The following is a 13,224-nucleotide window of genomic DNA, read 5'->3' as shown; positions in this document are numbered from 1 at the left end:
CGATGCCCGGGCGACCGAGGCGGGGGACGCCAAACGCTCCGCCAAGCTGATCGCGCAGATGAAGAAGCGGGGCGGGCGTGGCGACCGGTCGCCGCTCGGCACCTGGTTCTGGGACATCGACCGGATGCTGCTGCTGCTGACGCTGTGCCTGATCGCGATCGGGCTGATCGCGGTCGCGGCCGCCAGCCCGGCGACGGCGGTCCGCTATTCGGGCGAGCATCACAAGCTCACCCCGCTCTATTATTTCTGGCGGCAGGTGATGTGGGTCGGCGTGTCACTGCCCGTGCTGTTCGGCGTGTCGATGCTGCCGGTGCCGGTGGCGCGTCGGATGGCGCTGACCGGTGCGGCGGTGCTGGTCGTGCTGCTGGCGCTGACGCCGCTGATCGGCGTCAACGTCAATGGCGCGAAACGCTGGATCGGCTATGGCTTCGCGCAGTTCCAGCCGTCCGAGTTCCTCAAGCCCATGTTCATCGTGACGGTCGCCTGGCTGTTGTCGCTGAAGAGCAAGGACGAGAGCCTGCCGACCGTGCTGATCACCGGCGCGCTGACCGGCGGCATCGCGGTGCTGTTGATGCTGCAACCCGATTTCGGGCAGACGGTGATCTTCTGCACCGTCTGGATGGCGCTGCTGATGATCGCGGGCACGCCGATGCGCGTGCTGCTCGGGATCGTCGGCATGGTGCCGGTGGGGCTGGTCGCGGCCTATCTCTTCTACGGCACGGCGCGGGCGCGGATCGACGCCTTCCTGTTCCCCGATGTCGAGGGCGAGGGCGCGGCCGACCATTTCCAGGTCGACGCCGCGCACCGCACGCTGACCGCCGGCGGCTGGACCGGCACCGGTCCCGGCGGCGGTTCGGCCAAGTTCGGCCTGCCGGAAGCGCATACCGACTATATCTTCTCGGTGATCGGCGAGGAATTCGGCCTGATCGCCTGCATGATCATCGCGCTCGTCTTCCTGGCGATTGTGGTGCGGGTGTTCGTCAAGCTGCTCGACGAGCAGGACGAGTTCAAGCTGCTCGCCGCGTCCGGCCTGGCGGTGCAGTTCGGCGCGCAGGCGCTGGTGTCGATGGCGGTCAACACCGGCCTCGCCCCGTCCAAGGGGATGACGCTGCCGTTCATCAGCTATGGCGGATCGTCGATGATCGCCTTGTCGATCGGCATGGGCTTGCTCCTGGCGTTCACGCGGCGCAATCCGTTCCTGACGCGGAGCCCCTACGTCGTCCGCTGGAGCGGTGAGTGATGAAACATTACGTCCTGGCGGCCGGCGGCACCGGCGGCCATATGGTGCCCGCCGCCGCGCTGGCGGCCGAGCTGATGCGACGCGGCCACCGGGTCGCGTTGGTGTCGGATGCGCGCGGCGTGCGGTTTCCCGGCCTGTTCGACGGGGTGCAGACGCATGTCCTGCCCGCCGGCCGCTTCCAGGCGAAGAAGCCGCAGGGCTGGGTGCCGGCGGTGCGCGAGATGTGGCGGGGCCGGGCGATGGCGCGGCAGCTCTATCGCACCTTCAAGCCGGCGGCGGTGATCGGCTTCGGCGGTTACCCCGCCTTTCCGGCGCTGCTCGCCGCCTTCGCCGACCAGATCCCGACGGCGGTGCACGAACAGAATGCGGTGCTGGGCCGGGTCAATCGCGTCGTGGCGCGGCGGGTCGATGCGATCGCCACCTCCTATGACGAGACGGCGCGGCTGTCGCCGCGCCATGCCGGGAAGACGCATCTGGTCGGCAATCCGGTGCGCGAGGCGGTGCTGGCGCTGCGTGCGCGGCCCTATCCGCTGCTGGAGGAGGACGGCATCTTCCGCGTGCTGGTCACCGGCGGCAGCCAGGGCGCGAACATCCTGAGCCGCGTGGTGCCCGATGGCCTGGCGATGCTGCCTCCCAATTTCCGCCGCCGCCTGCAGGTGACGCATCAGGCGCGGGTCGAGGATATCGACGCGGCACGCGCGCAATATGCCGCGCACGACATTCCGGCCGAATTGGCCACCTATCTGCCCGACATGCCCGAGCAACTCGCCTGGGCACATCTGGTGATCGGCCGGGCCGGGGCCTCGACCATCGCCGAGCTGACCGCCGCCGGCCGCCCCGCGATCCTGGTGCCGCTGCCCAGCGCGACCGACGATCACCAGACGGCGAACGCGCGCGAGATGACCCGGGCGGGCGGCGCGCGGACGATCGCGCAGGCGGATTTCACCGCGGTCGAGCTCGCCAAGCAGATGCAGAAGCTGGGTCTCGACCCGGCGGCGATGGAGAATGCGGCGGGCCGCGCGCGCAGCGTCGGCCGGCCCAACGCGGTCAGCGACCTCGCCGATCTGGTCGAGAGCCTGGATGCGCCGCGCGTCCGCCTGCCCAAGGTGCAGAAGGCGCACAAACCGGCATTCGCATGACGATGAAGAGGGATTACCGCGCATGAAGGGTGTGGCCACCGATATCGGCACGATCCATTTCGTCGGCATCGGCGGGATCGGCATGTCGGGCATCGCCGAGGTGATGAAGAATCTGGGCTACCGGGTACAGGGCTCCGACGTGGCGGAGGGCTATGTCGTGCAGGGTCTGCGCGACAAGGGCATTCCGGTCGCGATCGGCCATGCGGCGGCCAATATCGGCGACGCGGCGGTGGTCGTCGTCTCGACCGCGATCACCCGCACCAATCCCGAGGTCGAGGCGGCGCTGGAGCGGCGCGTGCCGGTGGTGCGCCGCGCCGAGATGCTGGCCGAACTGATGCGGTTGAAATCGACCGTCGCGGTGGCGGGCACGCATGGCAAGACGACGACGACCTCGATGGTCGCGGCGCTGCTGGATGCCGGCGGGGTCGACCCCACCGTCATCAATGGCGGCATCATCAACAGCTACGGCTCCAATGCGCGGCTGGGGGCCAGCGACTGGATGGTCGTGGAGGCCGACGAGAGCGACGGCAGCTTCCTGCGGCTGGACGGGACGATCGCCGTCGTCACCAATATCGATCCCGAGCATCTCGACCATTACGGATCGTTCGAGGCGGTGAAGGATGCGTTCGTCGAGTTCGTCGAGAATGTGCCCTTCTACGGTGCGGCGCTGCTCTGCCTCGACCATCCGGAGGTGCAGAACGTCCTGCCGCGCGTGCGCGACCGGCGCGTCGTCACCTATGGCTTCTCGGCGCAGGCCGATGTGCGCGGCGTCAACGTCACGCCGATCCCCGGCGGCAATCGGTTCGAGTGCATCGTCCGCCAGCGCGACGGCGCGATCCGGTCGATCGAGGGGATCGAACTGCCGATGCCCGGCCGCCACAATGTCCAGAACGCGCTGGCCGCGATCGGCGTGGCGCTGGAACTGGGCATCCCGGACGTCACGATCCAGAAGGGGTTCGAGGCGTTCGGCGGCGTCAAGCGGCGCTTCACCAAGGTGGGCGAGGCGCCGGTCGAGGGCGGCGCGGCGACGATCATCGACGATTACGGCCATCACCCGGTCGAGATCCGTGCGGTGCTGGCGGCGGCGCGCGAGGGCGCGCGGGGGCGGGTGATCGCCGTCGTCCAGCCGCATCGCTATTCGCGGCTGGGCAATCTGATGGAGGATTTCCAGACCGCCTTCAACGATGCCGACCGGGTGCTGGTCACGCCGGTCTATGCGGCGGGCGAAGCGCCGGTCGAGGGCGTCGATGCGGATGCGCTGGTCGCCGGGCTCAAGCGGCGGGGCCATCGCCACGCGGCAACGGTCGCCGATGCCGGTGCGTTGGCGCAGGAGCTGGCCGGCGATCTGCGGCCGGACGACATGGTGGTCTGCCTGGGCGCGGGCGATATCACCAAATGGGCCGCCGGCCTGGCCAGCGCCATCGGAGAGGCACGATGACCGATTGGTTCAAGAGCTCGATCGATCTCCAGAAGCAGATGCTCGACGCGCAGCGCCAGGCGCTCGGCGTCGGCCAGAAGATGGTCGACTCGGGCGAGGCCTTCGCCAAGGCGCAGGACGCCTCGCTCAAGGCGGCGCAGGCCAATGCGGAGGCGTGGCAGGCCTGGATGCGGATCTGGGGCGTCGGTCCATGGTGACGGCGCCGGTCCTGGCCGGGATGCCGGCGGTGCGCGGACGGCTGACCCCGGCCGCGCCGCTGGCGCCCCTGGTCTGGTTCAAGAGCGGCGGCGCGGCGGAATGGCTGTTCGAGCCGGCCGATCGCGACGACCTGTCCGCCTTTCTGGCGGCGCTCGATCCCGCGATGCCGGTCTATCCGCTGGGGCTGGGCTCCAATCTGATCGTGCGCGACGGCGGGATGCCGGGCGTGGTGATCCGGCTGGGCAAGCCCTTCGCCAAGGTCGAGCGGGTGGACGACGTCACCTTGCGCTGCGGTGGCGGGGCGAGCGGCATCCTGGTCTCTTCCACGGCGCGTGACGCGGGGATAGCCGGGACCGAGTTCCTGCGTTCCATTCCCGGCACGGTCGGCGGCTTCGTGCGGATGAACGGCGGGGCCTACGGCCGCGAAGTACGCGACATCCTGGTCGAGGCGACGGTGGTGCGCCGCGACGGCAGCGTCGAGATCTGGCCGGCGGAGCGGCTGAACTATCGCTATCGCCATTCCGACCTGCCCGAGGGCGTGGTGGTGATCGAGGCGCTGTTCCGTGGCCGTCCCGGCGACTCCGCCGCGATCGGTGCGGAGATGGACCGGATCGCCGCCGAACGCGAGGCATCGCAGCCATTGCGCAGCCGCACCGGCGGCTCGACCTTCAAGAACCCGGAGGGGCACAAGGCCTGGGCGCTGGTCGATGCGGCGGGCTGTCGCGGCCTGACCCGGGGCGACGCGCAGGTGTCGGAGAAGCATTGCAATTTCCTGCTCAACCTGGGGCAGGCGACCAGCGCCGAGATCGAGGCGCTGGGGGAAGAGGTGAGAACGAGAGTGAAGGCGCAATCGGGCGTGACCCTGGAATGGGAAATCCAGCGCGTGGGAGTGGCGAAGTGACCGAGGCGATGACGCCGCTGCATATCGCGGTGCTGATGGGCGGGTGGTCGGCGGAGCGACCGGTGTCGCTGATGTCGGGCGCGGGCGTCGCGGACGCGCTCGAGTCGCTCGGCCACCGGGTGACGCGGATCGACATGGACCGCGACGTCGCCGCGCGGCTGGCGGCGGCGCGGCCGGACCTGGTGTTCAACGCGCTCCACGGCTCGCCCGGCGAGGATGGCACCGTGCAGGGGCTGATGGACCTGATGGGCCTGCGCTACACGCATAGCGGCCTCGCCACTTCGGTCATCGCGATCGACAAGGTGCTGACCAAGCAGGCGCTGGTGCCGCACGGCGTGCCGATGCCGGGGGGCCGCATCGTCCGCTCCGCCGACATTCATCAGGCGGACCCGCTGGCCCGCCCTTATGTGCTGAAGCCGGTCAACGAAGGATCGTCGGTCGGCGTCGCCATCGTCACCGAGGACGGCAATTACGGCAATCCGATCGCGCCCGATGCCAAGGGGCCGTGGCAGGAATTCGCGGAATTGCTCGCCGAACCCTATATCCGCGGGCGCGAGCTGACCACGGCGGTGCTGGGCGACCGGGCGCTGGGCGTGACCGAGCTGATCCCGAAGAACGGCTGGTATGATTTCGACGCCAAATATACCGACGGCCTGACCGAGCATGTCTGCCCGGCGCGCATCCCGGATGAGATCGCCGACGCGTGCAAGACGCTGGCGCTGGAGGCGCACCGGCTGCTGGGCTGCGAGGGGACCAGCCGTTCCGACTTCCGCTGGGACGACGAGCGCGGCGTCGACGGGCTGTTCCTGCTGGAGGTCAACACCCAGCCGGGCATGACCCCGCTCAGCCTGGTGCCCGAACAGGCGCGCCATATCGGCATGAGCTATGCCGAACTGGTCCAGGCGATCGTCGACGAGGCGATGCGGCGTCCGCATGGCGAGCGGCCGGGATGAGCCGCACGATCAAGCGCGGTCCGCCGCCCAAGCGACCGGCCCCGCGCCGCCGCCAGCCGGTCAAGTCGGTATCGCTCGGCGAACGCCTGGTCGCGCGGCTGCCGGTCAGCGAGGCGACGGTCAAGAAGGCGGTGACCTGGTCGATCACCGGGCTGGCGGGCGCGGCGATCATCGGCATCGCCACCTGGATCGGCGTGCCCGGCATGATCGGCGCGGCGGTGGCCAGCACGGCGGGCCAGGCGGGCCTGCGCGTCGAGCAGGTCGAGATCACCGGGCTGAAGCGGATGGACCGGATGACGGTCTATGCGATCGCCCTGGAGGACAAGCAGAACCGCACCTCGATGCTGGCGGTCGACCTGCCCGCGATCCGCGACCGGCTGCTCCGCTATGGCTGGATCGCCGATGCGCATGTCTCGCGCCGGCTGCCTGATACGCTGCTGATCGACATTGTCGAGCGCACGCCGGCGGCGGTGTGGCAGGATCGCGGCGAGCTGACGCTGATCGACAAGGACGGCGTGCTGCTGGAGCCGGTCCAGCCCAATGCCATCCCGAACCTGCCGCTGGTGATCGGGCCGGGCGCCGACCGGCAGGAGGCTGGCTATCAGGCGCTGCTCGCCGCCGCGCCCCAGCTTCGCCCGAAGATCAAGGCGGCGACCTGGATCGGCAATCGCCGCTGGGACCTGACCTTCGCCAGTGGGGAGGTGCTGGCTTTGCCCGAGGACGGGGCGGGCCGGGCGCTGGCGCGCTTCGCCGAACTGGATGCCAATCGGCCGCTCCTGGGGCGGGGCTGGATGCGGTTCGACATGCGCGACCCCGCGAAGCTGGTTGCGCGCAAGCCCGGCATGAACCAGAACCATGCACTGGCCGATCCCGCGCAGGTCGGGACGGCGACCGCGCCGGACACGGACGGCGCGGCGAACGCGGCGGCGGTCGACGGCGGCACGGGGTCCGAGAGCGGAGCCGATAACGCGCCGGCCGGGGGCGAGGGGTGAGATAATGGCGAAAGTGGCACCGGAAGGTCTGATCACCGCGCTCGACATCGGGTCGTCCAAGGTGTCGGCGATGATCGCGCAAAAGGGCGATGGCGGCGAGTTGATCGTGCTCGGCACCGGTCAGCGCGAGAGCCGGGGCGTGAAGCGCGGCTATATCGCCGATATGGGGGCGACCGAGGCGGCGGTGCGCGAGGCGGTGGAACAGGCCGAGCGGATCGCCGGGCTGAACATCGAGAATGTCTGGGTCGGCTTCTCGGCCGGCGGGCTGGTGTCCGACGTGGCGGAGGTCGAGTTCGAACTGGGCGGCCATCAGGTCGAGCAGCAGGATATCGACGCATTGCTGGCGGCGGGCCGCCAGTCGATCGATCCCCAGGGGCGGATGGTGCTGCACGCGCAGCCGGCGCTCTACACGCTGGACGGGCTGACCGGCGTGAAGAAGCCGCTCGGCCTCCATGCCGACAAATTGGGCGTGCACATCCATGTCGTCGCGGCCGATGGCTCGCCGGTGCGCAATCTGGACCTGTGCGTCCGTTCCGCGCATCTGGAGGTGAAATCGATCATCGCCGCGCCGGTCGCCACGGGCCTGGCCTGCCTGTCGGAGGAGGAGCGCGAGCTGGGCGTCGCGCTGGTCGAGATCGGCGCGGGCATCACCAATGTCTCGCTGTTCGCGGGCGGGATGCTGGTCGGCCTCTGCTCGATCCCCGTGGGGGCGCAGGACATCACCGACGACATCGCCTCCGCCTTCGGGACGCGACGCGCGCTGGCGGAGCGGATGAAATGCTTCCACGGATCGGCCAATGCATCGCCGCGTGATAATCACGATATGATCCCGGTCACGCCAGTCGGCGCGGAAGACGATGTCCATGGCGGCACCCAGATCACCAAGGCGCAATTGATCGCGGTGATTCGCCAAAGACTGGAACATCAAATGAACGAAGTCCGTAAGGCCTTGACGCATTTGAAGTTTGAAGGTCCGGTCGGGCGACAGGTCGTGCTGACAGGCGGCGGGGCCGAGTTGAAGGGGATTGCGGACTATGCGCAGCAGGCTCTAGGGCGGTCGGTAAGGCTTGGAAGACCACGCGGGCTGACGGGCTTGCCCGAGGCCCATTCCGGTCCGGCGTTCGCAACGCTGGCAGGACTGGCCTTCTATGCCGCGACCGATCCCATCGACCTGCGCGCCGTCGCCCCCAGCGGGCAAACGGTCCACCGGCCGAGCGGTCTGGGGCTGTTTCGCAAGCTTCTCCAGGCGGCGCGGGCAAACTATTGACGTTTTTAAGTGGCGGTCGGCGGATCGTCGCGTACATAACAATAATCGATACCTGGGCGGGCGGACACATGGCTCGGGTGCGGCGGAGTAAGAGTGGCGATGAGCATCGAATTTCTGGCACCCGAGGTGGATGAGCTGACCCCGCGAATCGCGGTGATCGGCGTGGGCGGCGCCGGCGGCAACGCCATCGCCAACATGATGCGGGCCGACGTGCAGGGCGTCGACTTCCTGGTCGCCAATACCGACGCGCAGGCGTTGAAGCAGTCGACCGCACCCAACCGCATCCAGCTGGGTGCGAAGATCACGCAAGGACTGGGCGCCGGCGCCCGGCCGGAGATCGGCCGCGCCGCCGCCGAAGAGACGATCGAGAGCCTCGCCAAGCAGCTTGAGGGCTGCCACATGGTGTTCATCGCCGCCGGCATGGGCGGCGGCACCGGCACCGGCGCCGCGCCCGTCATCGCCAAGGCCGCGCGCGACATGGGCATCCTGACCGTCGGCGTCGTCACCAAGCCCTTCGCTTTCGAGGGTAATCGCCGATCCAAGGCGGCCGATGGCGGTATCGAGGAACTGCAGAAGTTCGTCGACACGCTGATCGTGATCCCGAACCAGAACCTGTTCCTGATCGCCAATGCCAACACGACCTTCAAGGAAGCGTTCGCGATGGCGGACGAGGTGTTGCAGCAGGGCGTGCGCGGCATCACCGACCTGATGGTCATGCCCGGCCTCATCAATCTCGACTTCGCCGACGTCCGTTCGGTGATGCAGGAGATGGGCAAGGCGATGATGGGCACCGGCGAGGCGTCGGGCGACAATCGCGCGCTGGAAGCGGCGCAGAAGGCGATCGCCAACCCGCTGCTCGACGGCGTGTCGATGCAGGGCGCCAAGGGCGTCATCATCTCGATCACCGGCGGCGACGACATGCGCCTGCTGGAGGTGGACGAGGCGGCGAACCACATTCGCGACCTGGTCGATCCCGACGCCAACATCATCTGGGGTTCGGCGTTCAACCCGGAGCTGGAGGGCCGCATCCGCGTGTCGGTGGTCGCGACCGGTATAGAGGCGGTCGAGCGCGTGGTGCCCAGCCCGTCGCAAGGCGGTGATTCGGCGCGTTCCTTCTCCTTCGGCCTAGGTCGCAAGACCGACGACACCACGTCGTTCCGCCCGAGCGAGGCGCCCGCCGCTCAGCCCGCCCCGGCCGCCGCGCCGCAACAGGCGGCCCCCGCCGCGCCGCCCGTCGCCGCGCCGCAATATGTCGCGCCGCAGCCGGCCCCTCACCCGGTCGCCTCCGCGCCCGTCCCGCCGCAGGCGGCGGTGCCGCCGGCTCCCGCGTCCCATCCCGCCGATGACGAGCTGGTGCTCGGCGCGGACACGATGGTGAGCCCGCCGGCCGCACCGCGCGCGCCGGCACCGGCACAGCCGGCCGCCTATGCCGCGCCGACGCCCGCCCCCGCACCGGCGGCGGACGAAGGCGGTGCGCGTCGTCGCTGGCTGGCCCCGGGCAGCGACACCGGCGCGATCGAGCCGCCGGCTCCGGCCCCGCGCGTCAAGCTGGGCGGTACGCTGTTCGAGCGCATGTCGAACGCCGCGCGTGGCACGCCGCGCGAGGAGGAGGCCAAGCCGGCCGATCCGCTCGACATCCCGCGCTTCCTGCACCGCCAGAACAACCAGTAAGCACGGTCCACGGGGAGGGGGCGATCCTCTCCCCGTGCGGCCTTCTGCCCGTCGGGACGGTCCGTTCGCCCGGCCGGACCCATGGCCGGCGAGTTGTGCGTCGTCGGCTCATTGCCGCCCGCCCGTTGCCACCCGTCTTGTCGTCATCCCGGCCCGTTTGGTCGCACCGGCGGGCCTTGTGACATTGCCGGTTCATCCCGGCTGGGCTGTAGCCGGATCTATCCCATGAAGCCGCTTTTCCTCTCGACCGCCGCGCTCGCGCTTGTTGCCGCCCTGGCGCCCCTTCCTCTGGCCGCGCAGGCGGTGGTGCAGCCGCTCCACCGTACGCTCGCGGACGATCTCGGCGATGTGATGCGCCGGCTCGCCAGCAATCCGCGCGACCTGAACGCGCTGGTCGAGGCGGGCGACCTCTCGATCCGCATGGGCGACCTGTCCGCCGCCGCGTCGCTGTTCGCCCGCGCCGACAAGATCGCTCCGCGCGACGGTCGGGTGAAGGCGGGCATGGGATCGGTGCTGGTCCGCTCTGAACGGCCGGGCGAGGCGCTGCGCTTCTTCCAGCAGGCGGAAAGCTTCGGCGTCGCGCCGTCGCGATTCGCGGCGGATCGCGGGCTCGCCTATGACCTGATCGGCGAACAGGCGCGCGCGCAGGCGGATTACCGGCTGGCGCTGGCGCAGGACCGCGACGACGAGACGCTGCGCCGCTATGCGCTGTCGCTCGGCATTTCGGGCCAGCAGGCGCAGGCGCTGGAGCAGCTCGATCCGCTGGTCCGCCGGCAGGACCGCGCCGCCTGGCGCGCCCGCGCCTTCGTCATGGCGATGAGCGGCGACACGGCCGGCGCGAACAAGATCGCGACCACGATGATGCCGACGACGATGGCGCAGGGGCTGGGTGCGTTCTTCCAGCGCCTGCCGACGCTGTCGGCCGCCGACCGCGCCTTCGCGGTGCATTTCGGCGAGATCTTCGCGACGCCGGAGCGGGTCGCCGATGCGCGCCTGATCCCGCCGCTGCCGCCGCTGGCGCGCCAAGCCAGTGCGCCGGTGCAGGTCGCCGCCTCCAGCACGATCCAGCCGGTCGAGAACAGCCGCAGGCCGACCCGCCGCCGCGAACCCGTCGCTACCCGGCCGGTGGCCAGCCGCCCCGTCCAGGTCGCCGCCGCGCCGGTCGTGACCATGGCCCCGTCGCGCGAGGTGGTGCAGCCCGTGCCCGCACAGCCGGTCGCCACGCCTGCACCCACGGCGGTGGCGTCGGTTCAGCCGGTTACGGCTCCGGTGCCGAGGTTCGCGCCGCCGTCGCCGGTGGTGCAGCCGGTGCCGGTCCAGCCCTACCGCGTCGAGACGGCCGAGACGCCGCCCGCCCGCGTCGCACCGGTCGAATCCAGCGCATCGACGCGGCGGACCGATGCGGTGCTGGCGCGGATCGTCGCCAGCCTGTCGATCCCGGCGTCCGAACTGGGCGTCGAGGAGCCGGTCCGCGCCGTCACCCAGTCGCCGCGTCCGGAGGAGCCCGCCGGCCTCGCCACCGCGCCGGCTTCGGATATCGGGCACCGCGTCGTCACCGAGGCCACGGCCAAGGAAGCCCGCGATACCGCCGTCCGCCGCGTCGTCGCGGCGCGGCTGACCGGCGATGCCGCCGCGGATGACGCTGTCCCGGCCAAGCCGCGTACGGCGGCCGAACGCCGTGCCGCCGAGCGTCTTGCCAAGGCCGAGGCCGCGCCCAAGACCGCTGCCGAGCGCCGGGCGGCGGCGCGCCTCGCCAAGGCGGAGGCCGCAGCGGAGGCCGCGCCCAAGACGCCGGCCGAACGCCATGCGGCGGCCCGCAAGGCGGAGGCGGAGAAGAAGGCCGCCGCCGAGAAGAAGGCCTTGGCCGACAAGGAAGCGGCGGAGAAGAAGGCGGCCCGCGCCCACCCGTCGCGGATCTGGGTGCAGGTGGCGGGCGGCGCGAATGCCGACGACCTGCCCAAGGCGTGGAAGGGGGCGCAGGGCAAGGCGTCGGCGCTCAAGAGCCGGTCTGCCTATGCGACCAAGAATCGTGCCTCCAACCGCGTGCTGACCGGCCCCTTCAAGACCGATGCGGAGGCACGCGCCTTCGTCAATCAGCTTGCCAAGGAGGGCGTCTCGGCCTTCTCCTTCACCAGCGATGCCGGTCAGCCGGTGACCAAGCTGCCGGCGAAATAAGCGCCGATATCCAACGGGGGAATGGCAGAGTGACGATCGCACCCTGGGCGTCGGACCCGGCGCGAAGCCGGGGGCGGCGGCATGACGAGCAGCGTGACGGCCAGGTCCGGGGGCCGCGCGACGCGTTCCAGCGCGACCGCGACCGGATCATCCACTCGATCAGCTTCCGTCGCTTGCGCCACAAGACGCAGGTCTTCATGGCGCCGGACGGCGACCATTTCCGCGTCCGCCTGACCCATAGCATCGAAGTGGCGCAGATCGGCCGGACCATCGCGCGCGCGCTGGGCCTGAACGAGGACCTGACCGAGGCTTTGTGCCTGGCGCATGACATCGGCCATCCCCCCTTCGGCCATGCCGGCGAGGATGCGCTGAAGGCGGCGATGTCCGAAGCCGGCGGCTTCGACCATAATGGCCATACGCTCAGGGTGCTGACCGAGCTGGAAAGCCCCTATCCGCTGTGGAACGGGCTCAACCTCAGCTGGGAGACGCTGGAGGGGCTGGCCAAGCATAACGGCCCGGTCCGTCATCCCGGCTGGGCGCTGGCGCAGGCGGATGCGGAGTTTCCGCTCGAACTGGGGCACCATGCCTCGCTGGAGGCGCAGGTCGCGGCGATCGCCGACGATATCGCCTATGACAATCACGATATCGACGACGGCTTGCGCGCGGGCCTGTTGACGCTGGACCAGTTGCTGGCGGTGCCGGTGGTGGCGCAGACCTGGGACGGGGTGCGGCGGCGCTTCCCGGACGGCCATCCGGTGCGGCTGGCGCGCGAGCTGGTGCGGACGCAGATCGGGGCGATGGTCACCGACCTGCTCGCGGAAACGCAGGCGCGGATCGCCGATGGCGGGGTTCGGGATGCGGCCGATGTCCGGGCCGCCGGCCGGACCCTGGTCGGCTTTTCCGAGGAGATGCGGACGGCGGAGCGCGACCTCAAGCGCTTCATGTATGCCAATCTCTATCATCACCCGGTCCAGCTCGCGGCGGCGGACGCGGCGCGGGACGTGGTGAGCGGGCTGTTCGCGACCTATTCGGCCGATCCCGCCGCCATGCCGGTCGAATGGCGGGAGCGCCTGCCGCAGGCGGAGCCGGCGCGCAGCCGGCACATCGCGGATTTCATCGCGGGGATGACGGATCGCTATGCGATCACCCGGTACCGCGAACTGGTGGGGCCGATCGACTTGCCCGAAGGTTTCTGAGCGTTTCTTCGTTCATACGAGTCGGCGAAGAGAAAACGGATTTTAGGCGCAGGC

General features: G+C 70.1%; 11 protein-coding genes. All 11 read left to right on the top strand.

Annotated features, from left to right (window positions below; genetic code table 11):
• Positions 1-58 precede the first annotated feature (58 nt).
• The 11 genes from BRX43_RS05800 to BRX43_RS05750 all read left to right on the top strand — a co-directional run bounded on the left by BRX43_RS05800 (position 59) and on the right by BRX43_RS05750 (position 13,170).
• Positions 59-1,240: an FtsW/RodA/SpoVE family cell cycle protein gene (locus BRX43_RS05800; RefSeq protein WP_125994008.1), complete on the top strand. Its 1,182-nt coding sequence runs from the start codon at positions 59-61 to the stop codon at positions 1,238-1,240.
• Positions 1,240-2,379: an undecaprenyldiphospho-muramoylpentapeptide beta-N-acetylglucosaminyltransferase gene (murG, locus tag BRX43_RS05795; protein WP_125993913.1), complete on the top strand. Its 1,140-nt coding sequence runs from the start codon at positions 1,240-1,242 to the stop codon at positions 2,377-2,379. The genes BRX43_RS05800 and murG overlap by 1 nt, the downstream gene beginning before the upstream one ends.
• Positions 2,380-2,401: 22 nt before the next feature.
• The gene (gene murC / locus BRX43_RS05790) at positions 2,402-3,817 is read left to right on the top strand and encodes a UDP-N-acetylmuramate--L-alanine ligase (RefSeq protein WP_125993912.1); all 1,416 of its coding nucleotides are present in this window, start codon (positions 2,402-2,404) and stop codon (positions 3,815-3,817) included.
• Positions 3,814-4,014, top strand: a complete 201-nt coding sequence (locus BRX43_RS05785; protein ID WP_164523541.1) for a hypothetical protein — start codon at positions 3,814-3,816, stop codon at positions 4,012-4,014. Before murC ends, BRX43_RS05785 begins: the two co-directional genes overlap by 4 nt.
• A complete protein-coding gene (gene murB, locus BRX43_RS05780; protein WP_206433121.1) occupies positions 4,008-4,916 on the top strand; it encodes a UDP-N-acetylmuramate dehydrogenase in 909 nt (302 codons plus the stop codon). Before BRX43_RS05785 ends, murB begins: the two co-directional genes overlap by 7 nt.
• An 8-nt stretch (positions 4,917-4,924) precedes the next feature.
• A complete protein-coding gene (locus BRX43_RS05775) occupies positions 4,925-5,869 on the top strand; it encodes a D-alanine--D-alanine ligase (protein WP_206433126.1) in 945 nt (314 codons plus the stop codon).
• On the top strand, positions 5,866-6,861 hold the full coding sequence (locus BRX43_RS05770; protein ID WP_125993910.1) for a cell division protein FtsQ/DivIB: 996 nt from the start codon (positions 5,866-5,868) through the stop codon (positions 6,859-6,861). The genes BRX43_RS05775 and BRX43_RS05770 overlap by 4 nt, the downstream gene beginning before the upstream one ends.
• Before the next feature lie 4 nt (positions 6,862-6,865).
• On the top strand, positions 6,866-8,128 hold the full coding sequence (ftsA, locus tag BRX43_RS05765) for a cell division protein FtsA (protein ID WP_125993909.1): 1,263 nt from the start codon (positions 6,866-6,868) through the stop codon (positions 8,126-8,128).
• A 99-nt stretch (positions 8,129-8,227) separates the two neighbouring features.
• The gene (ftsZ, locus tag BRX43_RS05760) at positions 8,228-9,799 is read left to right on the top strand and encodes a cell division protein FtsZ (RefSeq protein WP_125993908.1); all 1,572 of its coding nucleotides are present in this window, start codon (positions 8,228-8,230) and stop codon (positions 9,797-9,799) included.
• Between the two features lie 225 nt (positions 9,800-10,024).
• Positions 10,025-11,974 carry an SPOR domain-containing protein gene (locus BRX43_RS05755; protein ID WP_125993907.1) on the top strand — a complete coding sequence of 650 codons (1,950 nt, stop codon included), beginning with the start codon at positions 10,025-10,027 and terminating at the stop codon, positions 11,972-11,974.
• A 29-nt stretch (positions 11,975-12,003) separates the two neighbouring features.
• Positions 12,004-13,170, top strand: a complete 1,167-nt coding sequence (locus BRX43_RS05750) for a deoxyguanosinetriphosphate triphosphohydrolase (protein WP_125993906.1) — start codon at positions 12,004-12,006, stop codon at positions 13,168-13,170.
• Positions 13,171-13,224 lie beyond the last annotated feature (54 nt).

Origin of the sequence: Sphingomonas sp. S-NIH.Pt15_0812 (assembly GCF_003951315.1) — a bacterium.
GTDB lineage: Bacteria > Pseudomonadota > Alphaproteobacteria > Sphingomonadales > Sphingomonadaceae > Sphingomonas.
The sequence above is the reverse complement of the archived record's forward strand: the minus strand, read 5'-3'. Positions and strand labels throughout refer to the sequence as shown.

Excerpts from the sequence above, each read along its gene's own strand:
- BRX43_RS05770 (WP_125993910.1), top strand. The coding sequence starts at position 5,866 with ATGAGCCGCACGATCAAGCGCGGTCCGCCGCCCAAGCGACCGGCCCCG.
- BRX43_RS05775 (WP_206433126.1), top strand. The coding sequence starts at position 4,925 with ATGACGCCGCTGCATATCGCGGTGCTGATGGGCGGGTGGTCGGCGGAG.
- murG (WP_125993913.1), top strand. The coding sequence starts at position 1,240 with ATGAAACATTACGTCCTGGCGGCCGGCGGCACCGGCGGCCATATGGTG.
- BRX43_RS05755 (WP_125993907.1), top strand. The coding sequence starts at position 10,025 with ATGAAGCCGCTTTTCCTCTCGACCGCCGCGCTCGCGCTTGTTGCCGCC.
- ftsZ (WP_125993908.1), top strand. The coding sequence starts at position 8,228 with ATGAGCATCGAATTTCTGGCACCCGAGGTGGATGAGCTGACCCCGCGA.
- BRX43_RS05800 (WP_125994008.1), top strand. The coding sequence starts at position 59 with ATGAAGAAGCGGGGCGGGCGTGGCGACCGGTCGCCGCTCGGCACCTGG.
- BRX43_RS05785 (WP_164523541.1), top strand. The coding sequence starts at position 3,814 with ATGACCGATTGGTTCAAGAGCTCGATCGATCTCCAGAAGCAGATGCTC.
- murC (WP_125993912.1), top strand. The coding sequence starts at position 2,402 with ATGAAGGGTGTGGCCACCGATATCGGCACGATCCATTTCGTCGGCATC.
- murB (WP_206433121.1), top strand. The coding sequence starts at position 4,008 with ATGGTGACGGCGCCGGTCCTGGCCGGGATGCCGGCGGTGCGCGGACGG.
- ftsA (WP_125993909.1), top strand. The coding sequence starts at position 6,866 with ATGGCGAAAGTGGCACCGGAAGGTCTGATCACCGCGCTCGACATCGGG.